Here is a 26,062-nt window from a genome sequence, read left to right on the forward strand (position 1 = left end):
ACCTCGGCGTTGTGGCTGTAGTTGGTGTAGTCGTCGGCCTCGTAGTGCACGGCGGCCGGCTGGTCGTACTCGACGTGGTGGCCCTGCGAGAAGTCGGTGGACTCGGCGGCGTGGTGGTCCTGCTCGTACTGCCCGAACTGGTTGCCGTAGTCGGCCTCGGAGCCGTGGGCCTGGTGCAGCTGGTCGAGGGCGTCGTGCTCCTGGCCGGCCTCGTAGTGGCCGTAGTCGGTGTCGTGGCCGCCGTCGTACCCGCCGGTGTCGATGTCGCTCATGTCGTTTCCCCCTGGTCCTGGAAGGCTGTGTTGCCGTTGACAAGAACGGTACGGGGGCGCGGGCCCGCTCGAATCCCGGAAACGTGCCAGCGCCGGACGGGGTCCTCGCGGGGACCGGCACGGAATTTCTCCGCACGCGTGTCAACGGCCGGGCGCCGCCGGGGACTCTGTGTGGTGTGCCGGACAGAGGGAGCCTGTTGATGACGGAGGTCCCGCCGGCGCCGGCGACGTTCGAGGAGTACGTCGCGGCGCGCGGCCCGGCCCTGGTGCGCTTCGCCGCGCTGCTGACCGGCGACGACCACCGGGCCGAGGACCTCGTGCAGGACGCGCTGACGAAGGCGTACCTGCGCTGGTCGCGCATCCGCCGGTCGGACGACCCGGACGTGTACCTGCGCCGGCTCGTGCTCAACGCGTCGCGCTCCTGGTGGCGGCGGCGCGCCAACCGCGAGCTGCCGGCCGCGATCGACGCCGACCCGCCCGCGCCGGGCCGGCTGGACGCCGAGGCGGCCGAGCGCGACGCGCTGTGGCGGCTCATCCGTGCCCTGCCCGACCAGCAGCGTGCCGTCGTGGTCCTGCGGTACTACGAGGACCTCGACGACGCCACCATCGCCCGGATTCTCGACTGCTCCGCGACCACGGTGCGCACGCACGCGATGCGCGCCCTGCACCGGTTGCGCGGCGACTACACGGAGGGAGCGACGCCATGACCGACCTTGAGAGCCGGGTGAGCGCCACCCTGGCCGAGCGCGTCGACCGGCCGTTCCCGGTCGAGCACCTGCACGAGCGCGCGGTCCGGCGGGCCAGGGGCATCCGCCGCCGTCGGCGCCTCCTCGGTACCGCCGCCGCCGCGATCCTCGCCCTGGGCCTCTTCGCGCTGGACCCGACCGGCGGCGGTGCCCCGGCCGCGACCTCGCTGCCCCCGGAGCCCGCGGCGCCGCCCGGGGGCATCGGCAGCGACCGGGCCCTGCTGCACTTCGACGTCGACCTGAGCCGCATCCCGGCGCCGCTGGCCGACCGGGTCGCGGCGACCGAGTGGGTTTCGGGCGAGGGGTACGAGAGTGTCGTCGCCCTCGACGCCGGCGAGCATCCGGTCTTCATCGTCGCGCTCGGCGTCGAGAGTCTCACCGCCGACGGGTGGATGACCAGGTTCGACGGCGGATCGACCCGCGCGTTGCGCTGGCAGTCCGGCAACGTGTACGGCGTGACGTCGGTGGACTGGGAGCAGCGCGACCTGCTGCCGAAGGTGGTTTCGGCGGTACGCCTGGACGAGGTCCAGCGCTGCGTGATGCCGCTGCGCCTCGCCGAACTGCCGGAGGGCGCGTCGTGGACGGAGTGCCAGACCAGGATCCGCCGCGGCGGCCAGGCGGGCGGGAGCGGCCCCGCCACCGCGTGGGTGAGCTCGGGCCTGACCATCCGCCGCGCCGACGGCCACGTCGTGTACATCTGGGCCAACGCCCAACCGGCGGCCAGCCCGTCGTTCCGCCCCGACCGCACCGTGGCCGGCTACCCGGCGCAGTGGCGCGACGGCGACGGGCAGTCCCAGGCCGGCCTGTGGGTGCTCGCCTTCGGCCCGTACCAGCTGTACGTGACCGACCTCCAGACGCGGCCGGCCGACTGGTTCACGCCGGAGGAGGCCGCCTGGTACACCGCGCGCCTGACGCCGAGCACCAACCTCGACGACCCGTCGACCTGGCCCAGGCGCGCGGTGGGGTGACTCAGGCGAAGTCGGGCAGGGCCTCGCGGGGGTGCTCGACGCGGCCCTTGGGCTCCTCCCACTGCTCCTGCCGGCCGAGCGCGGTCAGGTCCAGCAGCGCGTAGGCACCGCCGAAGTCGGTGCCGCGGGCGTACGTCGAGTACGTGTGGTAGATCTCGCCGCCGTCGGCCAGGAAGCAGCTGAAGCCCGGCAACTCCGGCGACTCCACCATCGGCAGCGACCGGTAGTTGTACACCGGCGGCTTGACCGCCTCGTCGAACGACACGTCGAAGTCGAAGTTGAAGTCGTCGCCGTAGGACGAGTACCACGGGATCCGCCAGCCCCGCCGTTCGCGGTAGTCGGCGATCTTGACGTACGGTGCGCGGGACACCAGCGCGAACGTGGTGCTGCGGTTGGCCAGGTGCCGCAGCAGCGCCGGGGCGATCTCGTCGACCGACGCCGTGCAGCTCGGGCACGCGTCGTCCCAGCCCGGGTCGAACATCACGTGCTGCACGATCAGCTGCGGCCGCCACTCGAACAGGTCGCCGAGCCTCACCTCGCCGGACGACCCCTGGAAGCGGTACGGCTTGTCGATGCGCACCATGGGCAGGCGCCGCCGGTCCGCGTTGATGCGGTCCAGCCGCCGCCGCGCCTCCTTCTCCTCCTGCAGCAGCGCCCGCCGGGCGGCGAGCCACTCGTCCCGGCTGACGATCTCCGGAAGCGTCATGCCTGTCGGCCTCCTCGTGTCGGTGGTACTTCTTCCACAGGTACGACCGACGGATACCCCCGAATTCGACGCTTCCGCAGCCGGAAATTGGCTACTCGGCGGCCCGCAGCTGCCGGACCAGGTCGACGTAGCGCTGCTGGGCGTCGGTCTGCGCGGTGCCGGCCAGCGCCTTCCAGGCGTCGTACTTGGAGCGGCCCACGAGGTCGAACACGCCGGGCCGGCCGCCGCTCACGTCGCCGTTGGTGCCCTGCTTGTACAGCGCGTACAGCTGCAGGAGCACGTCGTTGCCGGGGCGCCGGTCGAGCTGCTTGACGTCGATCTGGGCCTGCTCGAACTCTTCGGTCACGGACATGCAGGCAGCCTATCGGGCCGGGCGCGGGGCCGGATGCAGCGGAAGAAAATCGGTCGCCGAACCGATGTGACCAAGATCCGCTGGGCAGTAGCATCGGCCCACGCCGGCAACCGACGAGGGCGGGGATGATCGACGTGCATGACCGGATCATGGTGGCGTTCGCGGGCGACGGTGCGGGCGAGGGCGCGCTGTCGTGGGGGCAGCAGGACATCTGGCACGCGATGGTGCGGCAGGAGTCGTGGCTGCCCAACGGAGCCTGGGGGCCGCTGCCGCCGGGCACGACGCTGGACGACGTGGCGGATCGGCTGCGGTACCTCATGAGCCGCTTCCCGACGGCGCGCACCCGGCTGATCCTCGGCGCCGGCGGCCCGCGCCAGGTGGTCTCCAGCGCGGGCGAGATCGCGCTGGACGTCGTGGACGCCGGAGGACAGGACCCCGCGGAGCTGGCCGAGGAGCTGCGGCTGCGGCTGCAGGACGCGCCGTACGACTTCGAGCGCGACTGGCCGGTCCGCATGGCGGTCGTGCGCCACGACGGCGAGCTCACCCACCTCGTCGCCGTCATGTGCCACCTGGTCACCGACGGCTTCGGCGCCCAGGTGCTGCTGGAGGAGCTGGACAAGCGGCCGGAGACGCCGGTTCCCGACCTGCAGCCGCTGGAGCAGGCGCGCTGGCAGGCCTCGCCGGGCGGTGCGCGGCACAACGGCATGGCGCTGCGCCACTGGGAGTCGATCCTGCGCGAGATGCCGCTGCGGCGGTACCCCGAGTCGGCCGACCAGCGCTCCCCGCGGCACTGGCGCGGCGAGTTCCGCTCGCCGGCGCTGAGCCTCGCGCTGCGCTCGATCACGGCCCGGACCGGGGTCGCGTCCGCGCCCGTGCTGCTGGCCGTGTTCGCCGTCGCCCTGGCCCGGGTGACCGGACCGGACCCGGTGGTGGTCCGGCCCATGGTGAACAACCGGTTCCGGCCGGGCCTGGACCGCGTCGTGTGCATGCTCGCGCAGTACGGCCTGTGCCGCCTGGACGTCGCCGGCATCTCGTTCGCCGAGGCGTTCGACCGGGCCCGGCGCTCGGCGCTGAGCACCTACAAGCACGCGTACTACGACCCGGCCGCCCTCGACGACCTGGTCGCCCGGGTGGCCGGCGAGCGGCCCGGCCTGCAGCTGCCGTGCTACTTCAACGACCGCCGCGACGACGCGGCCACGGCCGGCGCGCCGGTGCCGTCGACGGCCGAGGTGGCCGCGGCCGCGGGCGGCGGCGAGTTCGTGTGGACCACGCGGCAGGACGTGCCGTTCGAACCGCTGATCGTGCACGTCGACGAGGTGACCGGCGCGACGCAGGCGATCGTGTTCATGGACACGCACGTCGTCGCGCCCGGCGACGCGGAGGCGCTGCTGCGCGGCCTCGAGGCGGTGGCCGTCGAGGCCGCGCTGGACCCGGACGCCCCGACCGGCGTCGCCGCGCCGTAGCGGCTACGCCGCCGCGTTGATGCTGAACAGTTCGCAGGTCAGGTTGTAGTACCGGTCGGTGCGCCCCTCGTGGCGCATGCCGAGCCGGGCGCAGACCGCCTGCGAGGCGGTGTTCTCGGGGTAGGTCACCGCCAGCACCCGGCCGAGGCCCGACGCGAAGGCGTGGCGCAGGACCACCCCGGCGGCCTCGGTCGCGTATCCGTGACCCCAGGCGTCGGGGTGCAGGTGCCACCCGATCTCGGTCTCCCCGGACGGCCGCAGCGGCCGCTCCTCGCCGGAGGCGAGGATGCCGATGAGCAGCAACGTGCCGAGCGGGCGGCCGTCGGCGCGGTCCTCGATCGCCCACACGCCGTGCAGCCCGTCGTCGTGCCCGCGCCAGCGGGCGATGGTGGCCAGGGCTTCGTCGCGGTCGGCGAGCAGCCGCGGCGCGGCGCCGAGGTAGCGCTGCACCTCCCAGCGTGAGCACATGTCGAGCACGAACCCGGCGTCGTCGTCGCGCCACTCGCGCAGCAGCAGCCGCTCGGAGGTCAGTTCCCGCATCATCGGGATCTTACCGGCATCGCGGCCGCGGGAAACCCGTGGACCCGCTCGCGCGGGCGCGGCTACCGTCGGCGGCATGATGACCTGGCGGCACGTCACCCCCGAGGACTTCCCGCTGCTGGCGCGCTGGCTGGCGGAGCCGCACGTGGCCCGCTGGTGGAACCACGAGACCTCGCCCGAGGCGGTGGCGCGCGACTTCGGCCCGTCCGCGCGCCGCGAGGAGCCGAACGAGGACCTGCTGTCCTTCCTCGACGGCGCGCCGCTCGGGCTGCTGCAGCGCTCGTTCGTGCACGACTACCCCGAGTACCTCGCCGACCTGGCGCCGCTGACCGACGTGCCGCCGCGGGCCGTGGCGATCGACTACCTCATCGGCGACCCCGCCGACGTGGGGCGCGGCCTCGGCCCGGCGATGATCCGCTCCGCGATCGAGCACGTCTGGGCCGAGCACGGCGACGCGCAGTGCGTGATGGTCGCGGTGCACGCGGACAACATCCCTTCCTGGCGGGCCCTGGAGAAGGCCGGCCTGCGCCGCGTGGCCAGCGGCGAGATCGAGCCCGACAACCCGATCGACGACCGCCGCCACCACGTCTACCGCATCGACCGCCCGGGGCCGAGCGTCTCGAGGTCGTAGCCGTCGGGGTACGTCTTCGCCACGACGCCGCCGGCGAACAGCGGGACGCGGCGCGGGCGGGCGAGGCGCAGCAGCCGCGCCCGGGTGCGCAGCGCCAGGTGCAGGCCGGCGCGGGCCCACAGCGGCGGGCGCGGGACGGCGTACGCGGCGCGCAGCGGCTCGTCGTACAGCGCGCCGATGAGCGCGTCGGCGGCGCCGCGCAGCGGGCCGGGGATGCGCCCGCGCAGCAGGTCGCGGGTGGCGCGCTCGATCCGCTCCGCCTCGGGGGTGTGGTGCAGGTGCTCGCGCTCGTAGGCGTCGAAGAACTCGGCGAACGCCGCGTAGCCGGCCGGGATGTCGCGCACGCCGATCCGCCGGCCCACCTCGCGGTAGAACACGGCGGCGGCCTCGCGCTCGTGGGCGGCGGCGGGCCTCCAGCCGTACCGTTGCAGCCACCGCATCGGGATGACGACCAGCGCGGCGAGGACGTAGACGCTGTCGCCGTTGTCGAGTTCGAAGCGGCGGTGGGCCTCGTTCAGGCGGCGCAGCGCCAGGCGGCCGCGGGGGTGGTCGACGCCGTTGAGCAGGATCTCGTACATGATGATGCCGGTGTCGTCGGCGCGCTTGCGCGGGCTGCGCAGGATCTCGCCGGTCTCCACCAGCAGCCGCGCGACGCGGGGCAGCGCGAACGAGCGGTTGAAGGCCAGGTTGAACGCCAGGCGCATGTCCCAGGGGAACTCCTCGCACAGCGTCAGCCGGTGGATCTGAAGGTGGTCGCGCTCCGGATCGAGCCGTTGGATACGGTGAAGGTTGTCGAATCGTCCCCGCATGGGGACGCAGTCTACGAAAGCGCGGCGTCGAGGAAGCGGCCGGCGAGCGAGCGGAGGAAGTCGCGCAGCTCGGGCGGCTCCAGGACGGTGAACGGCACCTCGAACTTGCCCAGATACGTCACCAGGTCGTGCAGCGAGTCGGTGCCGGTCGCCAGCTCGCACCCGCCGTCGTCGAGCTCGGTGATCCGGCCCGACGTCGGGGTGCTGCGCTCGGCGATCACCGCGGCCGGCGCGGCGAAGCGGATCCGCGCCCGGTAGCGGAACGGGGCCGCCGTCACGCCCCGCAGCACATGCGCGGCGGCGTCACCGCCCGGCGGCTCCCGCCGTACGAACCGGGGGGCCGGGGCGTCCGCCGGCAGCGACGTGATCCGATCGGCCCGGAACGTGCGCCAGTCCCGGCGGTCGGTGTCCCAGGCCAGCAGGTACCAGCGGCGGCCCGTGTAGACGAGGGTGTGCGGCTCGACGTCGCGCACGCTGGCCTCGCCGCCGTGCGCGGCGTAGGTGAACCGCAGCCGCTCGCACCCGTGCGCCGCGCCCGCGATGCGCGTGAGGGTGTCGAGGTCGACGGTCGGGCCGCCGCCGGCCGCCGACACGATCGCGGACCTGAGCGCGTCGACCCGCGGTCGCAGCCGGCCCGGCAGCGTCCGTTCGAGCTTGGTCAGCGCCCGCAGCGACGCGTCCTCGATCCCGGCGACGCTGCCCGCCGCGGCCGCCCGCAGCCCCACCGCGACCGCGACGGCCTCGTCGTCGTCGAGGACGAGGGGCGGCAGCGCGCTGCCGGGTCCGAGCCGGTAGCCGCTTCCGGGGCCGGTCGCCGAGTTCACGTGGTACCCCAGCTGCCGCAGCCGGTCCACGTCGCTGCGCACGGTGCGCGTCGTCACCTCCAGTCGCGCGGCCAGCTCCGCACCCGCCCACTCCCGCCGCTGCTGCAGCAGCGAGAGCAACCGCAGCAGCCGTACCGAGGTCTCCAGCATTCGCCGATCCTAGGCGGAGTTTAGGAAGCTCATCTTCCGCAACCCCTCCTATCGTTGCCGGCATGACACTTCGCGGCATGGCCACCGTCAACTACTTCGCCGCCGACTGGGCGGCCGCCCGCGCCTGGTACACGCGGGTCATCGGCGCCGAGCCGTACTTCCTGCGCGACGGCTACGCCGAGTGGCGCCTCGGCGACCATCAGGCCGAGCTCGGCCTGATCGACGCGCGCTTCCGCCCCGCCGGCACCCCGACCGGCCCGGTCGGCGCCGTCCTCTACTGGCACGTCGACGACGTCGAGGCCGAGCTCGCCCGGCTGCTGGAGCTCGGTGCCACGCCGCACGAGCCGGTGCGGGACCGCGGCCACGGCTTCGTCACCGCCACGGTCGTCGACCCGTTCGGCAACCTGCTCGGCGTGATGTACAACCCGCACTACGTCGAGATGCTGGCCGCGCCAAACCCGTCATGACCGTCAGGTGCCGGACGGTGACTCATGGCCGGGCGGCGTCGCGGCGCCTCCCCGGGCGGAACGCGCCGACCCGGGAGCGCAGGTAGCGCAGCAGGAACCGGGCGTCGCGTGCCCGGCCGGTCGGGGTGTTGTTGAACGCGGCGAGCCGCCAGCCCTCCGGCCGGCGCACCGCGACGAACGTGAGCAGGCCGTTCGGCGGCACCGCGCGCTCGTCCTCGCCGGGGAAGAGCACCGCGCCGCTGGAGTGCACGAGCACCAGCGCGTCTTCGTCGTCTCCACCGGCGAGCACGAGGCCCGCACCGCGGAGCTGTTCTCGCCGCTGGCGACGTCCTCGGCGGCGATCCTGGAGCGCTACGACGACGCCGAGCTGGCCCTCATCGCCGACTTCCTCGGCCGCCTCAACGCCGCCAACGAGGAGATCGTCCGCGGCGGCTGACCGGGCGAGCCGAAAACCGTTATCGCCGGGCCGGCGGGACGTCTCCTGGGCATGCACATCTCTCGGCGCGCCCTCGCCGGCGCGGGCGCCGCGCTCGTCATCGTGGCTGCGGCGCTGGTCACGTTCGCGCTGACCCGCGGTTCGGCCGCACCCACGGCCGGCGCATCGCCCGGATCGTCCGCCCTGTCCGACCCGGCCACCACGTCATCGCCCGCCCCGCCGCCGGTGCCGGGGGACGGCGTCGGCCGGCTCGCCGCGGCCTCGCCGGCCGCGAGCGGGTCGCGCTCGCCGAGCGTGCCCGTCGGCGCCCGGACCGTGACCCTCGTCAACGAGCTCGGGCAGCGGATCTGGGCCGCGGCCACGCCCGACAAGGCGCACCCGCTCGCCGCCACCGGATGGGTGCTCGATTCTGGGCAGAGCGTGACGGTCGTCGTGCCCAGCGGCTGGGGCGGGCGGTTCTGGGGGCGCACCGGCTGCTCGTTCGACGCCTCCGGCGCCGGGCACTGCCAGACCGGCGACTGCGGCGGGCGCTTCCAGTGCGCCGGCAGCGGCGCGACGCCTGCCACCCTGGCCGAGTTCGCCCTCGCCGCCTGGGGCGGCATGGACTTCTACGACGTCAGCATGGTCGACGGCGCGAACCTGCCGATGTGGATCAATGTCGGCCACGCCACCGGCAAGGACCCGGTCTCGTCGAACGGCTGCGTCGCCGCGGGCTGCACCAGGCCGGTCGACTGCCCGCAGCAGATGCAGGCCGGCGGCGGGGCGTGCAAGAACCCGTGCGCGGCGTTCGGCGGCGACACGTACTGCTGCCGCGGCGACTGGGCCGGCCGCGCGCACTGCGTTCCGGCGAAGTGGCCGGTGGACTACACGCAGGTGTTCAAGCGCGCCGAGCCCTACGCCTACTCGTACGCCTTCGACGACTCGGCCACGATGGCCTGCAAGGGCGGTTGCAGCTACCGGATCACCTTCGGGGTGACGCGGTGAGCCGGCGGTGGTTGAGGGGCCGGGTCGCGGGTCAGTCGGCCGGCGGGTCGGCGAGGGGCCAGCCGCCGGCGGCGAGGTGGGCCGAGACGCGCGCGATGTCCTCGGGGCTCGCCTCCTGCAGTACCGAATCGTTGATCATCTCTTCGATGTCGTCGGTGGTGATGGGGTCGGCTGTGCGTTGCGACTGGTCGGCCAGGTCCCGGGCGATCTTGCGGATCTCGTCCTCGGTGAGCTTGCGGCGCAGCAGGCCGAGGAGGGCGACGTAGTCCTGCCGGGGCACGCCGGAGGGGTAGCCGGCGCGCAGCCAGTCGATGCTGCGGCTGAGGAAGTTGGAACGGGACTCGCCCACGGCCTCCCCCTACCGCTTGCCGACGATCGTCGGGAAGACGTGCTCGAAGCTCAGCGCCTTGCCGAACCCGCTCGCGACGATGTACGTGATGCCCAGCGCCACGCCGAGCAGCACCACGACGAAGCAGGCCCAGCCGAGCACGGTGCCGATCGGCTGCGCCTTCGGGCCGGCCGTGCCGGACTCGTGCCCCTCGGCGTCGCCGCCGGCGCCCCAGGCGAGCGAGCGCACGCCGAGCGCGAACAGGGTGGGCAGGCCGGCGCCGAGGAGCAGGCCGACGAGCAGCACCCGCCAGGCGGACTGCAGGGCGAATCGCAGGTTGTGGACCATCAGCGGACCGCCTCGGCCAGTTCGGGAGTGGTGCCCCACTCGTCGTTAACGTTGTTGTGGTCGACCGGGGCCTTGCGCGAGTGGCGGTACATGTACGCGGCCAGGGCGAGCAGGACCAGGAAGACCACGATCGCGCCGGCGAGGCCGCCGATGACGTGGCCGATCCACCACATGATCCCGCCGACGACCGCCGCCGCCGGCAGCGTGATGAGCCAGGCGAGGACCATCCGGCCGGCCACCGGCCAGCGCACGATCGCGCCGGGCCTGCCCAGGCCGGTACCGAGGATGGAGCCCGTGACCACGTGCGTGGTCGACAGGGCGAAGCCGAGGTGGCTGGAGACCAGGATGACCGCGGCCGAGGCCGACTCGGCGGCCAGGCCCTGCGGCGGCGCGATCTCCACCAGGCCCTTGCCCAGCGTCCGGATGATGCGCCAGCCGCCGAGGTACGTCCCCAGCGCGATGGCCAGCGCGCATGCCGCCTTCACCCAGAAGGGGATGTTCTTGGTGTCGGTCCAGTTGCCGGTCGCGATCAGCGCCAGGGTGATCACGCCCATCGTCTTCTGGGCGTCGTTGGTACCGTGGGCCAGCGACACCAGCGACGCGGACCCGATCTGGCCCCAGCGGAAGCCGTTGTCGGTGAACCGCCGCGCCACGCCGATGGTGACCTTGTAGATCAGCCAGGTGCCCGCCGCGGCGACGATCGCGGCGATCACGGGGGACATGACCGCGGGCAGCAGCACCTTGCCGACGAGGCCGTCGAGCTTGGTGCCGTTGCCGTTCCAGTTGACCCCGGCCCAGCCCAGCCCGGCGATGGTGGCGCCGATCAGCCCGCCGAAGAGCGCGTGCGAGGAGCTCGAGGGCAGGCCCAGCAGCCAGGTCAGCAGGTTCCACACGATCCCGCCGACGAGGCCGGCCAGGACGATGAGCAGGAGGGCGAAGCCGCCACCGTCGAGCAGTTGCGCCTTGGGTGTGCCGTTGGAGTTCTGGATCTTCACGACGGCGTTCGTCACCGTGAGCGCGACCTCGACCGAGAGGAACGCCCCGACGAGGTTCAGGATGCCCGACAGCAGGACGGCGACCCTGGGCCGCAGCGCGTTGGTCGCGATGGAGGTGGCCATCGCGTTGGCCGTGTCGTGGAAGCCGTTGGTGAAGTCGAACCCGAGCGCGATCACGATCACCAGGACGAGCACCGCGGTGGTTTCAGTCACGCCCCGATCGTCGCGCGTCCCCGAGGGGCGCCGCAGCGCAGACGACGGATGTGAGCAGTGGCCGTCGGCCACCTGACATCGGGGAACGGGGTCGCGGGGAGTCCGGCTTTACCGGTACAACTGTGGCATGCCGTACACCCCGCGGGAAGCCGTCGAGAAGACCGGGTTCAGCCTGGACACGCTGCGCTACTACGAGCGGATCGGCCTGCTCGACAGCGTCGAGCGCAACGCCGGGGGCCAGCGCGTCTTCACCGACGACGACCTGGCCTGGCTGGGGATCCTGCGCTGCCTGCGCGACACCGGCATGCCGATCGCGCGCATGCTGCGCTACGCCGAGCTCGCCCGCGACGGCGACGCCACCTTCGCCGAGCGCGCCGAGCTGCTCGAGGAGCACGACCGCGAGCTCGAGCTCAAGATCGCCGCCCTGCGCGACGAGCAGGAGCGGATCCGGGAGAAGATCCGGTGGTACCGCGAACCGCCGGGGGCTCACATCCGCGGGCGTGATGTTGTGGGATCGGCGTAATTCGCGGAGCGAGATCGGCGTGACACGCGCGTAACTGACCGTTTGTACCGTCGTCGCCGTGATGCGGACCCGCTCGGTCTGTTCGTACTGCGGGGTCGGCTGCGGCATGGTCCTCGACGTGGCGACGGACCCCGACGGCCGGCGCCGCGTGCTCAAGGTGCACGGCGACAAGGATCACCCGGCCAACGCCGGGCGGCTGTGCACCAAGGGCGCGACCAGCGCCGAGATGCTCGCCGGCAAGGGGCGCCTGGGCGCCGCCCTGGTGCGGGCCGAGCGCGGCGGCCGAGCGGTGGAGACCGGGGTCGACGCGGCGATCGCGCACACCGCGGCGCGGCTGCGGGCGATCGTCGACGAGCACGGGCCGGACGCCGTCGCCTTCTACGTCTCCGGGCAGATGACGCTGGAGGCGCAGTACCTCGCCAACAAGCTCGCCAAGGGCTTCGTGCGCACCAACCAGATCGAGTCGAACTCGCGGCTGTGCATGGCCAGCGCGGGCAGCGGGTACAAGCTCTCCCTCGGCGCCGACGGGCCGCCCGGCTCGTACGACGACTTCGACCACGCCGACCTGTTCCTCGTGATCGGCTCCAACATGGCCGACTGCCACCCGATCCTGTTCCTGCGCATGATGGACCGGGTCAAGGCCGGCGCGAAGCTCGTCGTCGTCGACCCGCGCCGCACCGCCACCGCCGAGAAGGCCGACCTGTTCCTGCAGGTGCGGCCGGGCACCGACCTGGCTCTGCTCAACGGGCTGCTGCACCTGCTGGTCGAGGGCGGCCACGTCGACGACGAGTTCATCGCCGCGCACACCGAGGGCTGGGAGGCGATGCCGCCGTTCCTGGCCGGCTACCCGCCGTCCGCCGTATCCGAAACCACCGGCATCTCCGAAGCATCCCTGCGCGCGGCCGCCGGCCTGATCGCCGCGGCCGGGGAGTGGATGAGCTGCTGGACGATGGGCCTCAACCAGAGCACCCACGGCACCTGGAACACCAACGCCCTGGTCAACCTCCACCTCGCCACCGGCGCGATCTGCCGCCCCGGCAGCGGCCCGTTCTCCCTTACCGGCCAGCCCAACGCGATGGGCGGCCGGGAGATGGGGTACATGGGGCCCGGCTTGCCCGGCCAGCGCTCGGTGCTCGTCGAGGCCGACCGCGACTTCGTCGAGGACGCCTGGGGCCTGCCCGCCGGTACGCTGCGCACCGATGTCGGCAGGGGCACCGTCGAGCTGTTCGAGCGCATGGCCGCCGGCGAGGTGAAGGCCTGCTGGATCATCTGCACCAACCCGGTCGCCTCGGTCGGCAACCGGCGCACCGTCATCGAGGGGCTCGAGCGCGCCGAGCTCGTCATCACCCAGGACACGTACGCCGAGACCGAGACCAACGCCTACGCCGACGTGATCCTGCCCGCCGCCATGTGGTCCGAGATCGACGGCGTCATGATCAATTCGGAGCGGAACCTGACGCTGGTACGCCAGGTCGCCGACCCGCCCGGCGCGGCCCTCGCCGACTGGGAGATCATCGCGCGGGTCGCCGCCGCCATGGGCTACGGCGACGCGTTCCGCTACGAGCGCGCCGAGGACGTCTTCGCCGAGATCCGCGGCTTCAACAACCCGCAGACCGGCTACGACCTGCGCGGGATCAGCTACGAGCGGCTCCGCGAAGGCCCGGTGCAGTGGCCCGCCCCGCCCGGGTCGCCGCCCCGCAACCCGATCCGGTACCGCAACGAGGGCACCGGCCCCCGGCTCACCTTCGCCACCCCGAGCGGCCGGGCCGTGTTCTTCCCCCGCCCGCACCTGGACCCGGCCGAACTGCCCGACGACGACTACCCGTTCCTGCTCAACACCGGCCGCCTGCAGCACCAGTGGCACACGCTGACGAAGACCGGGAAGGTGGCGAAGCTCAACCGGCTCAACCCCGGCCCGTTCGTCGAGCTCAACCCGCAGGACGCGGATCGGCTCGGCATCGCCGGCGGCGACCGGGTCGAAGTCGCCTCCCGCCGCGGCCGCGCCGTGCTGCCGGCCACCGTCACCGACCGGGTGCTGCCCGGCAGCTGCTTCGCCCCGTTCCACTGGAACGACCTGTTCGGCGAGTACCTCAGCGTCAACGCCGTCACCTCCGACGCCGTCGACCCGATCTCGTTCCAGCCGGAGCTGAAGGTGTGCGCCGTCGCCCTCACCCGGGTCTCCGCCGCGCCGGCGGCCCCACCGTCCACCGTGGACGCACTCGGGCTCGACCTCACCCCGCCCGCCTTGACCGAGACCGAGCGGCGGTACCTGGCCGGGTTCCTCAACGCGCTCACCGCGAGCCCGCCGGCGCCGGGCGTGGTGCCGCGGCTGCCCCCGGGCGCGCCGTTCGACGCCGGGCGCGCCGCCTGGGTCGACGGCTTCCTCGCGGGCACCTACCACCGGCCGGGCGCGCCGGCGCCGGCGGCCGGATCCGTGCGTACCGTCGAAATCCTCTGGGCGTCGCAGACCGGCAACGCCGAGGAGCTCGCCGCCCACGTCGGCCGCCGCCTGGCGGACGAGGGCTGGCAGGCCAACGTGCGGGCCATGACGGCCGCCGCCGGGGAACTGCTGCGCGGCGGCAACGACCTGCTCGTCATCACCAGCACCTTCGGCGACGGCGACGCCCCCGACAACGGCACCGCCTTCTGGGAGTCGCTGCAGGGCGACGCGCCGCGCCTCGACGGGCGCCGCTACGCCGTGCTCGCCCTCGGCGACTCCAGCTACGCCGACTTCTGCGGCCACGGCCGCCGCCTCGACGCCCGGCTCACCGAGCTCGGCGGCGTGCGCCTCGCCCCGCGCGTCGACTGCGAGCCCGACTTCGCCGAGGCCGCTGACGGCTGGCTGGACACGGTGCTCGCGGCGCTGCGCGCGCCCGCCGCCCCGCGGGCGACGCCGCGCTCCGGCCGCGACGAGACGGTCACCGCGACGCTGCGCGGCAACCGCCTGCTGAGCCTGCCCGGGTCGGCGAAGGAGGTACGGCAGTTCACCTTCGACGTCGGCGAGGACTTCGGCTACGCGGCCGGCGACGCCCTCGGCGTGTGGCCGCGCAACTGCCCGTCCCTGGTGGAGGAGTGGCTCGAGGTGACCGGCCTCGACCCGCTGTCCACAGTGGACGTCGGCGGCGAGGTCGAGCTGCGCGAGGCGCTGCTGCACCGGCTCGACATCACCCGGATCACGCCCGGCCTGCTGCGCTTCGTCGCCGACCGCGGCCACGACTCGCCGCTGCGCGCGCTGCTGCGCCCGGACAACCAGGGGGAGCTGGCGAAGTACACCTGGGGCCGGCAGGCCGTCGACGTCATCGCCGAGCACGCGGTGAAGGCCGGGGCCGGCGAGTGGGTCCCGCTGCTCACGCGGCTGCAGCCGAGGCAGTACTCCATCTCGTCGTCGCCACTGCTGGCACCCACCCAGGTCTCGCTCACCGTGTCCGTGGTCCGCTTCGGCAACGGCCGCGGCCGCACGCGCAAGGGCGTGTGCTCGACGTTCCTCGCCGACGCCGCCCCGGACGCGCCGGTGCCCGTGTTCCTGCAGCGCTCCCCGAACTTCCGCCCGCCGGCCGACGACACGGTCCCCATGATCATGGTCGGCCCCGGCACCGGCGTCGCCCCGTTCGTCGCATTCCTGCAGGAGCGCCACGCCCGCGGCGCCCGCGGCCCGAGCTGGCTGTTCTTCGGTGAGCAGCGCCGGGCCACCGACTTCTACCACGCCGAGGAGCTCGCGCGGCTGCGCCGGCAGGGCACGCTGACCCGCCTCGACCTGGCGTTCTCCCGCGACCAGCGGGCCAAGGTGTACGTCCAGGACCGCATGCGCGAGCACGGCGCCCAGCTGTGGTCGTGGCTGCAGGACGGCGCGTACTTCTACGTCTGCGGCGACGCGACCCGCATGGCCAAGGACGTCGACCTGGCCCTGCGCGAGATCGTCGCCGCCCACGGCCACCTGGACGAGGGCGCCGCCGCCGCGTACGTCAAGCAGCTGTCCGCCGAGAAGCGCTACCTCCGCGACGTCTACTGACCGAGCTGGACGCTCACTCGGGCCGGCGGTAGACGGAGACGTGTGAGCGCGACTCGCCGGTGAACGGCGCGCCCGACCAGTCCGCGTGCCGCGACTCCAGCTCGAGGCCGGCCAACTGCGCCATGAGGTCCATCTCGGCCGGCCAGATGTAGCGGTGCGGGCTGCGGGTGAGCCGGGCCCGGCGGCTCTCGTCGAAGCGGAAGTGGTGCGAGACGAGGTGCTGGTTGAGCACGTCGAACGTGTCCAGGCCGAGATACCCGGGCTCGGAGGTGAACACCACGGCCTGCTGGCCCGGCGGCAGCCGGCGCAGGTCGGGCACCTCCAGCTCGATCACGAACCGGCCGCCCGGCGTCAGGTGCCGTGCCGCGTTGCGGAAGCACGCGACCTGCTCGGCCTGCGTCAGCAGGTTGGAGATCGTGTTGAAGACCAGGTAGACCAGGGTGTACTCGCCCGGGGCGGTCGCGCTGGCCATGTCACCGACCACGACCGGGATCGTCGCCTCGTCCGCCTTCGTGCGCAGCCGCTCCAGCATCGGCCGGGACAGCTCGATGCCGCTCACCGGCACCCCGCGCCCGGCGAGCGGCACCGCGATCCGGCCCGTGCCGATCGCGAACTCGAGCGCCCGGCCGCGCGCCGCGAGCGCGGCGAGGCGGTCCACGGCCGGGTCGACCACCTCGGCGGCGAACATCCCGGTGCCCGGCGTGTCGTACTGCGCTGCGATCTCCGCGTCCCAGATGTCCTCTTGTCGCATGACCCGACCCTGTCCACCGGCGGGCGGGTTGTCCACCGATTTCCGGCGCCCCGAGGATGCGCAGATGCTGATATAGCAATGTTTTCCCGATGCACCCGGCGGTTGTCCATGCGGCGTAACCTGTGCCCGATGCAGGACGTGCGACCGCCCGCGGCGGTGATCGAGCGGCCGGTGCCCGCCGGGCACCGGCCCCGCCGGCGTCTGCTCGGCGTGGAGATCCTCGCGGCGGTGCTGATCGCCGCGGTCCTCGCCCGCGACTGGATCGGCCGCGCGTTCGCCGCGCCGCGGGCGCAGGAGTGGGTGACGGTGTTCGTCGCGATCGTCGTGCAGGCGATGCCGTTCGTGGTGCTGGGCACGCTGCTGTCCGCCGCGATCGCGACGCTCGTGCCCGAGCGGTTCTTCGCCCGCGCGCTGCCCTCCCGCCCAGCCCTCGCGGTGCCCGTCGCCGGGGTGGCCGGGCTCGCCCTGCCCGGCTGCGAGTGCGCGTCGGTGCCCGTCGCCGGCGCGCTCATGCGCCGCGGCGTCACCCCGGCCGCGGCGCTCGCGTTCCTGCTGGCCGCGCCCGCGATCAACCCGGTCGTGCTGGCCGCGACCGCGGTCGCGTTCCCGGGCCAGCCGCTGATGGTCGCGGGCCGGCTGGTGGCGAGCCTCGCGACGAGCCTGGCCATGGGCTGGCTGTGGCTGCGGCTGGGCCGCGACGACTGGCTGCGGACCCCGCGCCGCGCCCCGGTGGAGGGCGGCCGGGCGGCGGCCTATTTCGCGGCGGTACGCCAGGACGCCGCCGAGGCCGCCGGCTTCCTCGTCATCGGCGCGGCCGCAGCCGCCTGCCTCAACGTGCTGGTGCCCCAGCGGTGGCTGCACGCGATCGCCGGGCACCACGTCCTCGCGGTGGTGGCGCTGGCCGGGCTGGCCGTGCTGCTGTCGATCTGCTCGGAGGCCGACGCGTTCGTCGCCGCCTCGCTGGCCCAGTTCTCCCTCACCGCCCGGCTCGCGTTCCTCGTCGTCGGCCCGATGGTCGACCTCAAGCTCTTCGCCATGCAGGCCGGCGCGTTCGGCCGGCGCTTCGCGCTGCGCTTCGCCCCGGCCACGTTCGTCGTCGGCGTCGCGCTCGCCGTCCTCACCGGGAGCGCGCTGTGGTGAGCCGGGCCGGGGTGCAGTCCGTGGTGCTGCTGCTCATCGGCGGCACGCTGATCCGGACCGCCTGGACCGGCACCTACGTGCGCTATGTCAAGCCGGGCCTGCACTGGTATCTCATCGCCGCCGGCGCCGTCCTCGTCGCCGTCGCCGTGGTGAACCTCGTCCGGCTGTACCGTCCGGCCGGCACTGACGTCCACGCCGGCGAGCATCCCGGTGACGGCCACGGGCACGGCCACGCGCACGGCGGGTTCGAGCCGTCCTGGCTGCTCGTCGCGCCCGCCCTCGCGCTGCTGCTGGTCGCGCCGCCGGCGCTGGGCTCCTACGCCGCCTCCCACGGCGGCACCGCCCTCAACGCCGCGCCGACCTCGGACTTCCCGCCGCTGCCCGACGGCGACCCGGTGCGCATCTCGATGCTCGACTACGCCGGCCGCGCCGTGTTCGACAAGGGCCGCACGCTCGCCGGCCGGCGCGTCACGCTGTCCGGGTTCGTGCTGGCCGACGGCGACCGGCGATACCTGGCCCGCATGGTCATCACCTGCTGCGCCGCCGACGCCCGCCCGGTCAAGATCGGCCTCGACGGCGCCGTCCCGCCCGACGCCGCGGCGGACACCTGGCTGGAGGTCACCGGCACGTACTCGCCGCGGACCGACACCGACCCGATCGACGGCGAGCCCGTGCCGTACCTGACCGTCACCGCCGCGCATCCCGTCGCGGCGCCGAAGCAGCCGTACGAATCGTGAACCTGAGCACGGCCACCAAGTGGCGGATCCGGCTGGGCGCCGCGGCGGCGGTGGCGGCGGTCGCCGTCCTGCTGCTGGTCCCCACGCCCGGCGGCGGCGCGGACCCAGACCCGGCCGGCTCGGCTGGCTCGGCCGGCTCGGCCACCCTGGCCGGGCTGTGGCCGGACGCGCGGCCCATGGACCTACCCGCGACCCTGCCCGACGGGACCACCTTCACCCCGGTCGCGGTCCTGGACCGCACCGCCGTCGTCGTGCAGATCGCCGACGCCGACGGCAGCACGGCGAGCCTCGCCCTGCTCGACCCCAGCGACCTCGCCCACCCGCGGCCGCTGCAACAGATCCCGATCGCCGGCGGCGGATCGTTCGACGCGGTCGCCGTCGAGGGCGACCAGGTGTACTGGATGTCCAGCGTCGCCGACGACCAGGGTGGCACCCGCGGCACCCTCTTGCGCGCCGGCCGCTCCGGCGCCCCGGTCACCCTCACCGCCGACACCGGCCACGCCACGTTCTCCGGCAGCCTGTACGACCTGCAGGTCGCCGACGGCCGGATCTGGTGGACGGCCACCCGCGGCGCCTACCCGCCGACCACCGACCTGCGCTCCGTGCCCGTCGGCGGCGGCGAGGTCACCGTCCGCCCGCTCGACGGCACGTACCACCTCGCGGCCTGGCCGTGGGCCGGCAGCGACGGCATCGGCGGCGAACCGGTCCGGCAGCTGAACCTCGTCACCGGTGAGCGCCGCACCATCGCCCAGCCGCTGGGGGAGGAGCTGTTCTGCGGCGTCGCCTGGTGCCGCAGCGTGGTGCGCGCCGCGGACTCCGCCGTGGTCACCCTGCGCCGCCCCGACGGCACCGGCACGACCGGCCGCATCAACGCCGACGGGGAGGTCCCGCTCTTCGTCGACGTCGCCGCGCTCGACCGGTTCGAGTTCCTCGCCGCGCCGATCTCCACCCGGGCCGCCACCGCGAGCGAGCGCCTCGCCCTGTTCGACCTCAAGACCGGCCGGCGCGCCGCCCTGGCCGTCTCCACCGCCGAGGGCCTCGCCGGCACCTGGCTGTGGTGGGCCACCGGCGACAACGAGACCATGACCTGGCACCTGCTGGACCTCGCCACCCTGCGGTAGCGGCCCGTCAGGATGTCGGGCCGGCCGGCGACGCCGAGGTGGTCCTGCCGCCGGGGCCTGCGGTCAGGCGCCGTGGTTCATGATGTCGGCGAGGGTCACCGCGTCCAGGTAGTCGAGGCGGACGCGGTTCGCGCGCTCCCACAGCTGGCGCAGGCGTTCGATGGAGCGGTCGTCGGCGCGGCCGCCCGGTGGTGGCTCGGTGCCGGGGCCGTCCAGGCGGCGCACGATCTCGCCCAGGGTCAGCTCCGCGGCCGGGTGGGCGAGCAGGTAGCCGCCGCCCGTGCCGCGCTGAACCTGCACCAGCTCGGCCCGGCGCAGGTCGGCGAGCAGATCGTACAGATAGCCGGGTGGAATGTCCTGGGCGTCGGCGACGTCCTGGGCCTTGATGGTCTGCGGTGCGGCGCCGGCCAGCACGACCAGCGCCCGCACCGAGTACTCGATGCGCTTGGGCAGCATGGCGCGACGGCTCAGACGGCCGCGAGGGTCCTGGCGCCGGTCTCCGGGCTGAAGTACAGGGTGTCCCCGGGCTTGACGTCGATCGCCTTGGCCCCGGCGCGGGTCAGCTGCGCCCAAACCTCCACGTCGCCGGCCTTCGCCTCGATGCGCACCTCGAAGCCCAGCGGCACGACCCGGGTCACGACCGCGGCGGTGCCGCCCTCGGCGGGCTCGCGCGACAGCGAGACGTCGTGCGGGCGGACCAGCCGGCCGTCGAGGCGGGTCACCGGGCCCAGGAAGCTCATCACGAACGGGTTCGCCGGGTTCTCGTAGATGTCGTGCGGGCTGCCGACCTGCTGCACGACGCCGTCGGCGAGCACGACGATCTCGTCGGAGACGTCCATCGCCTCCTCCTGGTCGTGGGTGACGAAGACGGTGGTCACGTGCACCTCGTCGTGCAGGCGGCGCAGCCAGGTGCGCAGCTCCTTGCGGACCTGGGCGTCCAGCGCGCCGAAGGGCTCGTCGAGCAGCAGCACCTGCGGCTCGGGGGCCAGGGCACGGGCCAGGGCCATGCGCTGGCGCTGCCCGCCGGACAGCTGCGCGGGGTAGCGGTCGGCGAACTGGTCGAGGTGGACGAGCTCCAGCAGCTCCATGACGCGCTTGCGGATGTCGGCCTTCGGCCGGTGGCGGACCTCGAGGCCGAAGGCGACGTTGCGGTACACCGTCATGTGCTTGAACGCCGCGTAGTGCTGGAACACGAAGCCCACGTTGCGCCGCTGGGGTGTCAGGCGGGTGGCGTCGACCTCGTTGATGCGCACGCTGCCGGTGTCGGGCTGCTCGAGGCCGGCGATGACCCGCAGCAGCGTGGACTTGCCGCCGCCGCTGGGGCCGAGCAGCGCGGTGAGCGAGCCGGAGGCGATGTCGATGGAGATGTCGCGCAGGACCGGCGTCTTGCCGAACGACTTGTTCACGTCGCGGACTTCGATGGCCATCAGTCGTTCTCTTTCGGCCGCAGGAGCTTGGTGATGAGCAGGGTGACGATCGCGATGAGGGCCAGCGCGCTGGCGGTGGTGAACGCCGCGGTCTGGTCGTAGTTCTGGTACCGCTCCTCGACGAACAGCGTCGCGGTCTGGGTCTGCCCGACGAGCCGGCCGGAGACCACGGCGACGGCGCCGTACTCGCCCAGGGCCCGGGCCAGGCACAGCACCACGCCGTAGCCGAGCGCGGCGCGGATGCCGGGGACCGTGATGCGCAGGAACGTCTGCCAGCGGCTCGCGCCGAGGGTGTGCGCCGCCTGCTCCTGCTCGTCGCCCATCTCCTCCAGCACGGGGACGATGGCCCGCACGACCAGCGGCAGCGACACGAAGATGGTGGCCAGCACCATGCCGGGCAGCGAGAAGATGATCTGGATGCCGTGGCGCTCCAGCCAGCCGCCGGCGGGGGCGAACTTGCCGTACACCAGGATCAGCGCGAGGCCGACGACGACCGGCGACACGGCCAGCGGCAGGTCGGTCAGCGCGCCGAGGAGGCGCTTGCCGGGGAAGCGGTGCCGCACGAGCAGCAGTGCGGCGCCGACGCCGAACACGGTGTTGGCCAGCACCGCCCACACCGCCACCGACACCGTGACGGCGAACGCGTGGGTGAAGTTCTCCGACGTCAGCACGTCGGCGATCGGTTGCAGGCCCTTTTGGAAGGTGCGCCAGACGACCAGCCCGACCGGCAGCACCAGCAGGAACAGCAGGTACACCAGGGCGAGGACGCGCAGCGGATACTTAGCCACGGCGGGCACTCCAGCGCTGGAAGAGGTCGAGCAGGACGAGCACGACGAAGGCGACGACGAGCAGCACGGTGGAGATGGCCGCCGCGGCGGTGGTGTCGTCGCTCTCGATGCGGCCGAAGATGTTCACCGCGGACACCTGGGTTTCGAATGGGATGCTGCCGGTGAGCAGGTTCGTCGAGCCGTACTCGGCGATCGCCCGGGTGAACGCCAGCCCGGCGCCGGAGATCATGGCGGGCGCCAGGTTGGGCAGGATGATGCGGCGGAACGTGGTGGCGGGGGAGGCGCCCAGGGAGTAGGCGGCCTGCTCCATGTCCCGGTCCAGCTCGCGCAGCACGGGCTGCACCGTGCGCACGACGAACGGCAGGGTGACGAACAGCAGCGCGACGCCGACGCTGAGCCTGGTGTAGGCGAGGTTGATGTGCAGGGGGCTGCTGGTGCCGTACAGCGCGAGCAGCACCAGTCCGGCCACGATCGTCGGCAGCGCGAACGGCAGGTCGATGAGCGTGTCGACCACGCCCTTGCCGGGGAAGTTGTCGCGCACCAGCACCCAGGCGATGACGGTGCCCATGACCACGTTGATGAGCGCGACCACGAGCGACGCGCCGACCGTGAGCTCGAGCGCCGCCCACGCGTCCGGGGTGCGCACCGCCGCCCAGAAGGTGTCCCAGCCGCCCTCGGTGGAGCGCCACACCACCGCGGCGAGCGGGATGAGCACGATGAGGCTCAGGTAGAGCACGGCGGTGCCCAACCCGAGCGCGGTGCCGACCGGCCGGCGCTTGCGCAGAACGGACCCGGCCGGGCCCGGCGCGATGCCGGACCCGGTGGGCTTGACCGCGGTCTCCGTCGCCATTACTTGGAGGCGGCGGGGCTCGGGGCGGCGGAGGTGGAGACCCCGAGCTTCTGCTCGATCGAGGCCATCACGCTCTGGCCCGGGTCGAACAGCTCCTTGTTCACCTTCGACCAACCGCCGAGGTCGCCGACGGTGAACAGGCCGGACGGGGTCGGGAACGACCGGCCGCCGGCGTCCTTGACCACCGGGCGGTAGCCGTTGTCGGCGTAGATCTTCTGCGCCGCGGGCGTGTGCAGGAACTCCAGGAACGCCTTGGCCTCGGCCGGGTGGGCGCTGTTGGTCGTCACCGCCATCGGGTTCTCGATGAGGATCGTGTCGTCCGGCACGGTGTAGTCGACGGCCTGGCCGTTCTTCTGCGCGAAGAGGGCCTCGTTCTCGTAGGAGATGAACGCGTCACCCTTGCCGCTGGTGAAGGTCTGCAGCGACGCGCGGCCGCTGTTGTCCTGCACCGGCACGTTCTTGAACAGCGCGTCGAGGTAGGTCGCGCCGGCGTCCTTGTCGGTGCCCTTCTTCGACTTGGCGCCGTAGCCGGCCAGGATGTTCCACTTCGCGCCGCCCGACGTGAACGGGTTGGGGGTCAGCACCTGCACGCCCGGCTTGGTCAGGTCGTCCCACGTCTTGAGGTTCTTCGGGTTGCCCTTGCGGGTGCCGATGACCGCGACCGAGTCGGTGATCATGCCCTTGTACTGGTCGGAGTTCCAGCTCGCGTCGACCAGCTTGGCGGTCACCAGGCGGGTGATGTCCGGCTCCAGCGAGAACGCGACGATATCGGCCTTGAGGCCGCTGGCGACCGCGCGGCTCTGGTCGCCGGAGGCGCCGTAGGACTGCGTGAACTTGATCTTCTTGCCGGCGTCGGTCTTCTGGAACGCGGCGATGAGCTGCTCGTATGCGGCCTGCGGCGTCGAGTAGGCCACGAGCGCCAGGGTGACGTCGCCGCCGCTGTCGGTGTCGGAGCTCTTGGCGGTGCCGGCGCAGGCGCTCAGCGCGGTCCCGGACAGGACGAACGCTGTACTGACAGCGAGCACGCGGGTACGCAGCTTCACGGAGCCATCCTTGGAGTCAAAGTCTAGGTTGCCTACTTAATGAGTAGGTAATGTAGTCAAGACGGCCGCCACTCGTCAATCCCACTCAGCCAATAGGTTTACTCGGGTCGCTCCGGCAGGACCCGCTCCTCGTGGTCGAGCTCCCGCTCCAGCCGCCGCAGGCCCTCGTCGGGCAGCGTGCCGGCGTCGCGCCAGCGCAGCAGCTCCTCGCGCTGCGCCTCGATCGCCAGCCGCCGGATGCGCAGCGCCGCCTCGTACCGCTCCGACACCGGCACCTCGTCGGACTCCGCGCTCTGCAGCATGTCGAGGCGGTGCTCGTAGCGCCGCAGCCGCTCCTGCATCCGCGTGCGCAGCGACTCGACGGCGGCCGTGTCCGCGGGCTCGTCCTGCTCCAGCTCCTCGAGGCGGTCCAGCGCGGCGTGCACCGACGCGATCCGCGCCTCGTTGCGCAGCAGGGCCTCGTCGACCTCGTTGGCGCGCAGCCCGAGCGCCCGCACCAGCGGCGCGAAGGTCAGCCCCTGCCCGACCAGCGTCACGAGCACCACCGTGAACGTGCAGAACAGCAGCAGGTCCCGGTCGGGGAACGGCGCGCCCGACGCCGTCGTCAGCGGCAGCGTGAACACCGCCGCGAGGCTGATCACGCCGCGGGTCCCGGCCCAGCTCAGCACCGCGATCTCGCGGGCGTTGAGGCCCTCGTCCTCGCGCCGCAGCAGCAGGTGAGCCGCCTGCGTCAGGGCCAGCCACACGGGGCGCAGCAGGAGCGCGACCCCGATCGAGATGCCGACCGCGATCACGATGGTCGAGGTGTCGTACCGCTTGAGCCCGCGGATCACCGCCGGCAGCTGCTGGCCGATGAGCAGGAAGACGAAGCCCTCCAGCAGGAAGTCCACCAGTCGCCACACCGCGGTCGTCTGCAGCCGGCTCGCGCCGGTGCCGGAGCGGGGCGTGTCGTGCCCGACGATGAGGCCGGCGACCACCACCGCCAGCACCCCGGAGACGTGCAGCCGCTCGCCGGCCAGGTAGGCGATGAACGGCGTCGCCAGGGAGATCGCGTTGGCCGGCAGCGGGTCGCGGGCGAGCGGGCGCAGCAGCCGTACGGCAAAGGCGACAGCGACCCCGACCGCGGCGCCGCCGGCCGCGACGAGCAGGAACAGCGCGCCCGCCTTCGCCTCGGAGAAGTGCCCGCCGACGGCCGCGGCGACCGCCACGTTGAGCAGCGTCAGCGCGGTGGCGTCGTTGAGCAGCCCCTCGCCCTGGATGATCGTGATCAGCCGGGGAGGCAGCCCCACCTTCCGCCCGACCGCGAGCGCCGCGACCGGGTCCGGCGGCGCGACCGCGGCCCCGACGGCCACCCCGGCGGCGAAGGTCGCCCCCGCCACGAACAGCGCGAACCCGGCCCCGACCAGCAGTGCGGTGGCGAAGACGAGCAGCACGGACAGCCCGATGACGATGCGCAGGTTGGCCCGGATCGCCAGCAGCGAGGAGTCCAGCGCCGCGCTGTACAGCAGCGGCGGCAGCACGAACGTCAGCACGACGTGCGGGTCGAGCGCGACGTTGGGGCCGGGCAGCAGCGCGTAGAGGATGCCCAGCACCGTCAGCAGCGCGGCGGCCGGCAGCCCGGTGCGCGTGCCGAACCACCGCGCCGCCACGACGATCGCCACGGCCCCGAGCCCCAGCAGCAACAACGTCTCAGGGTTCACCCGTCGACCTTAGTCGGGCGTGGTGACCACCCGGGCCCCTTCATGATCACCGCTCCCGAGCCGGGTCCAGTGCCAGGGTGGCGTGTCGGACGTCACGGCCTACGGTGCTCACCCATCGATCCGGCTGCGTTAGCGTGGTGGCTGTGCGGGTGCTGATGGTTGCGCCGCCCGGGGCGGGCAAGGGCACGCAGGGTGCCGTGATCGCCGAGCACTTCCGGATCCGGCACGTGGCCATGGGTGATCTCCTGCGCCGCCACGTGGTCGAGGGGACCGAGCTCGGCCGCCGCGTGCGGGGACATCTCGACCGCGGCGACCTGGTGCCCGACGAGATCGTGCTCGAGCTGCTGCGGCTGGAGTTCGCGGAGGCGAAGCGCGACGGCGGCGGGTATGTCCTCGACGGCATCCCGCGCACGATGGCCCAGGCCCTGGCCGCATACCGGGTGGCGCTGTCGCTGCAGATGACCGCCGACGTCGCGCTGCACCTGCAGGCCGACGACGAGGAGCTCATGCGGCGGCTGCTCAAGCGGGCCGCGGTCGAGCACCGCTCGGACGACAACGAGGGGGTCATTCGCCGGCGCCTGAAGCAGTACCGCGAGGTCACGGAGCCGGTCCTGGCGTTCTACGCCGGGCGTGGCATCCTGCTGACCGTCGACGCGACGCGCCCGGTCGAGGCCGTGACCCGCGACGTGCTCGCGGCGCTGACGGCCCGCGCGGCGTAGAGCCCGGCGTGGCGGGAACGCC

Annotated in this window: 30 protein-coding genes; 13 read left to right on the forward strand and 17 right to left on the reverse strand. The window is 73.2% G+C overall.

The genetic code is table 11. From position 1 onward, the window contains the following. The coding region (locus tag ACGFI8_RS18770; RefSeq protein WP_392806414.1) for a hypothetical protein at positions 1-272 on the reverse strand (272 nt) is incomplete at its 3' end. A 200-nt stretch (positions 273-472) separates the two neighbouring features. Between ACGFI8_RS18770 and ACGFI8_RS18775 the strand changes: the two genes are divergently transcribed. Then, positions 473-979, forward strand: coding sequence for a SigE family RNA polymerase sigma factor (locus ACGFI8_RS18775; protein WP_392806416.1), 507 nt, complete (start codon positions 473-475; stop codon positions 977-979). Beyond that, complete coding sequence (locus ACGFI8_RS18780; protein ID WP_392806417.1) at positions 976-1,986, forward strand: hypothetical protein; 1,011 nt, start codon at positions 976-978, stop codon at positions 1,984-1,986. Before ACGFI8_RS18775 ends, ACGFI8_RS18780 begins: the two co-directional genes overlap by 4 nt. A gap of 1 nt (position 1,987) precedes the next feature. Here ACGFI8_RS18780 and ACGFI8_RS18785 read toward each other — a convergent pair whose 3' ends face one another. Both ACGFI8_RS18785 and ACGFI8_RS18790 read right to left on the reverse strand, forming a co-directional pair. Further along, complete coding sequence (locus tag ACGFI8_RS18785) at positions 1,988-2,692, reverse strand: DUF899 domain-containing protein (protein ID WP_392806418.1); 705 nt, start codon at positions 2,690-2,692, stop codon at positions 1,988-1,990. Positions 2,693-2,783: 91 nt separating this feature from the next. After that, positions 2,784-3,044 (reverse strand): acyl-CoA-binding protein, encoded by a 261-nt coding sequence (locus ACGFI8_RS18790; protein WP_392806420.1) that lies wholly within the window; start codon positions 3,042-3,044, stop codon positions 2,784-2,786. A gap of 125 nt (positions 3,045-3,169) precedes the next feature. On the opposite strand from ACGFI8_RS18790, the gene ACGFI8_RS18795 reads away from it, so the two are divergent. Further along, positions 3,170-4,507, forward strand: a complete 1,338-nt coding sequence (locus ACGFI8_RS18795) for a condensation domain-containing protein (protein ID WP_392806422.1) — start codon at positions 3,170-3,172, stop codon at positions 4,505-4,507. Between the two features lie 3 nt (positions 4,508-4,510). Here the strand turns inward: ACGFI8_RS18795 and ACGFI8_RS18800 are convergent, their stop codons facing one another. Continuing rightward, positions 4,511-5,047, reverse strand: coding sequence for a GNAT family N-acetyltransferase (locus tag ACGFI8_RS18800; RefSeq protein WP_392806424.1), 537 nt, complete (start codon positions 5,045-5,047; stop codon positions 4,511-4,513). Between the two features lie 76 nt (positions 5,048-5,123). Between ACGFI8_RS18800 and ACGFI8_RS18805 the strand changes: the two genes are divergently transcribed. Continuing rightward, complete coding sequence (locus ACGFI8_RS18805; RefSeq protein ID WP_392806425.1) at positions 5,124-5,678, forward strand: GNAT family N-acetyltransferase; 555 nt, start codon at positions 5,124-5,126, stop codon at positions 5,676-5,678. Here ACGFI8_RS18805 and ACGFI8_RS18810 read toward each other — a convergent pair. Then, a complete protein-coding gene (locus ACGFI8_RS18810; RefSeq protein ID WP_392806427.1) occupies positions 5,636-6,487 on the reverse strand; it encodes an oxygenase MpaB family protein in 852 nt (283 codons plus the stop codon). The genes ACGFI8_RS18805 and ACGFI8_RS18810 overlap by 43 nt on opposite strands. Positions 6,488-6,498: 11 nt before the next feature. Further along, complete coding sequence (locus ACGFI8_RS18815) at positions 6,499-7,461, reverse strand: helix-turn-helix transcriptional regulator (protein ID WP_392806429.1); 963 nt, start codon at positions 7,459-7,461, stop codon at positions 6,499-6,501. 62 nt (positions 7,462-7,523) lie between these two features. On the opposite strand from ACGFI8_RS18815, the gene ACGFI8_RS18820 reads away from it, so the two are divergent. Beyond that, positions 7,524-7,928 carry a VOC family protein gene (locus tag ACGFI8_RS18820; RefSeq protein WP_392806431.1) on the forward strand — a complete coding sequence of 135 codons (405 nt, stop codon included), beginning with the start codon at positions 7,524-7,526 and terminating at the stop codon, positions 7,926-7,928. A gap of 22 nt (positions 7,929-7,950) precedes the next feature. Here the strand turns inward: ACGFI8_RS18820 and ACGFI8_RS18825 are convergent, their stop codons facing one another. After that, the gene (locus ACGFI8_RS18825) at positions 7,951-8,184 is read right to left on the reverse strand and encodes a hypothetical protein (RefSeq protein ID WP_392806433.1); all 234 of its coding nucleotides are present in this window, start codon (positions 8,182-8,184) and stop codon (positions 7,951-7,953) included. Here ACGFI8_RS18825 and ACGFI8_RS18830 point away from each other — a divergent pair. Both ACGFI8_RS18830 and ACGFI8_RS18835 read left to right on the forward strand, forming a co-directional pair. Further along, positions 8,173-8,364, forward strand: a complete 192-nt coding sequence (locus ACGFI8_RS18830; protein WP_392806435.1) for a hypothetical protein — start codon at positions 8,173-8,175, stop codon at positions 8,362-8,364. The genes ACGFI8_RS18825 and ACGFI8_RS18830 overlap by 12 nt on opposite strands. Before the next feature lie 51 nt (positions 8,365-8,415). Next, on the forward strand, positions 8,416-9,348 hold the full coding sequence (locus ACGFI8_RS18835; protein ID WP_392806437.1) for a thaumatin family protein: 933 nt from the start codon (positions 8,416-8,418) through the stop codon (positions 9,346-9,348). 31 nt (positions 9,349-9,379) lie between these two features. Here ACGFI8_RS18835 and ACGFI8_RS18840 read toward each other — a convergent pair whose 3' ends face one another. Genes ACGFI8_RS18840 through ACGFI8_RS18850 form a run of 3 tightly spaced genes read right to left on the reverse strand, consistent with a single transcriptional unit; the run spans position 9,380 to position 11,232 of the window. Beyond that, positions 9,380-9,697: a DUF3349 domain-containing protein gene (locus tag ACGFI8_RS18840; protein ID WP_392806439.1), complete on the reverse strand. Its 318-nt coding sequence runs from the start codon at positions 9,695-9,697 to the stop codon at positions 9,380-9,382. 9 nt (positions 9,698-9,706) lie between these two features. Next, complete coding sequence (locus ACGFI8_RS18845) at positions 9,707-10,024, reverse strand: hypothetical protein (protein WP_392806440.1); 318 nt, start codon at positions 10,022-10,024, stop codon at positions 9,707-9,709. Next, a complete protein-coding gene (locus ACGFI8_RS18850) occupies positions 10,024-11,232 on the reverse strand; it encodes an anion permease (RefSeq protein ID WP_392806441.1) in 1,209 nt (402 codons plus the stop codon). The genes ACGFI8_RS18845 and ACGFI8_RS18850 overlap by 1 nt, the downstream gene beginning before the upstream one ends. Positions 11,233-11,359: 127 nt before the next feature. Between ACGFI8_RS18850 and ACGFI8_RS18855 the strand changes: the two genes are divergently transcribed. Both ACGFI8_RS18855 and ACGFI8_RS18860 read left to right on the forward strand, forming a co-directional pair. Next, positions 11,360-11,755 carry a MerR family transcriptional regulator gene (locus ACGFI8_RS18855; protein ID WP_392806443.1) on the forward strand — a complete coding sequence of 132 codons (396 nt, stop codon included), beginning with the start codon at positions 11,360-11,362 and terminating at the stop codon, positions 11,753-11,755. 61 nt (positions 11,756-11,816) lie between these two features. Beyond that, on the forward strand, positions 11,817-15,764 hold the full coding sequence (locus ACGFI8_RS18860) for a molybdopterin-dependent oxidoreductase (protein ID WP_392806896.1): 3,948 nt from the start codon (positions 11,817-11,819) through the stop codon (positions 15,762-15,764). 13 nt (positions 15,765-15,777) lie between these two features. Here ACGFI8_RS18860 and ACGFI8_RS18865 read toward each other — a convergent pair whose 3' ends face one another. Then, a complete protein-coding gene (locus tag ACGFI8_RS18865) occupies positions 15,778-16,515 on the reverse strand; it encodes a class I SAM-dependent DNA methyltransferase (protein WP_392806444.1) in 738 nt (245 codons plus the stop codon). A gap of 129 nt (positions 16,516-16,644) precedes the next feature. On the opposite strand from ACGFI8_RS18865, the gene ACGFI8_RS18870 reads away from it, so the two are divergent. From ACGFI8_RS18870 to ACGFI8_RS18880, 3 genes are read left to right on the forward strand one after another with little or no spacing between them, the layout of a single operon-like run. Continuing rightward, positions 16,645-17,655 (forward strand): permease, encoded by a 1,011-nt coding sequence (locus ACGFI8_RS18870; RefSeq protein ID WP_392806446.1) that lies wholly within the window; start codon positions 16,645-16,647, stop codon positions 17,653-17,655. After that, entirely contained in the window at positions 17,649-18,392 is a 744-nt protein-coding gene (locus ACGFI8_RS18875) for a TIGR03943 family putative permease subunit (protein WP_392806448.1), read from the forward strand. Before ACGFI8_RS18870 ends, ACGFI8_RS18875 begins: the two co-directional genes overlap by 7 nt. Then, a complete protein-coding gene (locus ACGFI8_RS18880) occupies positions 18,389-19,513 on the forward strand; it encodes a hypothetical protein (RefSeq protein ID WP_392806450.1) in 1,125 nt (374 codons plus the stop codon). Before ACGFI8_RS18875 ends, ACGFI8_RS18880 begins: the two co-directional genes overlap by 4 nt. Before the next feature lie 63 nt (positions 19,514-19,576). Here ACGFI8_RS18880 and ACGFI8_RS18885 read toward each other — a convergent pair whose 3' ends face one another. The 6 genes from ACGFI8_RS18885 to ACGFI8_RS18910 all read right to left on the reverse strand — a co-directional run bounded on the left by ACGFI8_RS18885 (position 19,577) and on the right by ACGFI8_RS18910 (position 25,321). Continuing rightward, positions 19,577-19,969: an RrF2 family transcriptional regulator gene (locus tag ACGFI8_RS18885; protein WP_392806452.1), complete on the reverse strand. Its 393-nt coding sequence runs from the start codon at positions 19,967-19,969 to the stop codon at positions 19,577-19,579. A gap of 11 nt (positions 19,970-19,980) precedes the next feature. Then, a complete protein-coding gene (locus tag ACGFI8_RS18890) occupies positions 19,981-20,940 on the reverse strand; it encodes a sulfate/molybdate ABC transporter ATP-binding protein (RefSeq protein ID WP_392806453.1) in 960 nt (319 codons plus the stop codon). After that, on the reverse strand, positions 20,940-21,728 hold the full coding sequence (locus ACGFI8_RS18895) for a sulfate ABC transporter permease (RefSeq protein WP_392806455.1): 789 nt from the start codon (positions 21,726-21,728) through the stop codon (positions 20,940-20,942). Before ACGFI8_RS18895 ends, ACGFI8_RS18890 begins: the two co-directional genes overlap by 1 nt. Then, positions 21,721-22,578: a sulfate ABC transporter permease subunit CysT gene (gene cysT / locus ACGFI8_RS18900; RefSeq protein WP_392806456.1), complete on the reverse strand. Its 858-nt coding sequence runs from the start codon at positions 22,576-22,578 to the stop codon at positions 21,721-21,723. Before cysT ends, ACGFI8_RS18895 begins: the two co-directional genes overlap by 8 nt. Then, the gene (locus ACGFI8_RS18905) at positions 22,578-23,621 is read right to left on the reverse strand and encodes a sulfate ABC transporter substrate-binding protein (protein WP_392806458.1); all 1,044 of its coding nucleotides are present in this window, start codon (positions 23,619-23,621) and stop codon (positions 22,578-22,580) included. Before ACGFI8_RS18905 ends, cysT begins: the two co-directional genes overlap by 1 nt. A gap of 98 nt (positions 23,622-23,719) precedes the next feature. After that, positions 23,720-25,321 (reverse strand): Na+/H+ antiporter, encoded by a 1,602-nt coding sequence (locus tag ACGFI8_RS18910; protein ID WP_392806460.1) that lies wholly within the window; start codon positions 25,319-25,321, stop codon positions 23,720-23,722. A 143-nt stretch (positions 25,322-25,464) separates the two neighbouring features. Between ACGFI8_RS18910 and ACGFI8_RS18915 the strand changes: the two genes are divergently transcribed. After that, positions 25,465-26,040, forward strand: coding sequence for an adenylate kinase (locus ACGFI8_RS18915; RefSeq protein WP_392806462.1), 576 nt, complete (start codon positions 25,465-25,467; stop codon positions 26,038-26,040). Positions 26,041-26,062: the final 22 nt, after the last annotated feature.

The organism is Dactylosporangium sp. NPDC048998, from assembly GCF_043197855.1.
Classification (GTDB): Bacteria; Actinomycetota; Actinomycetes; order Mycobacteriales; family Micromonosporaceae; genus Dactylosporangium.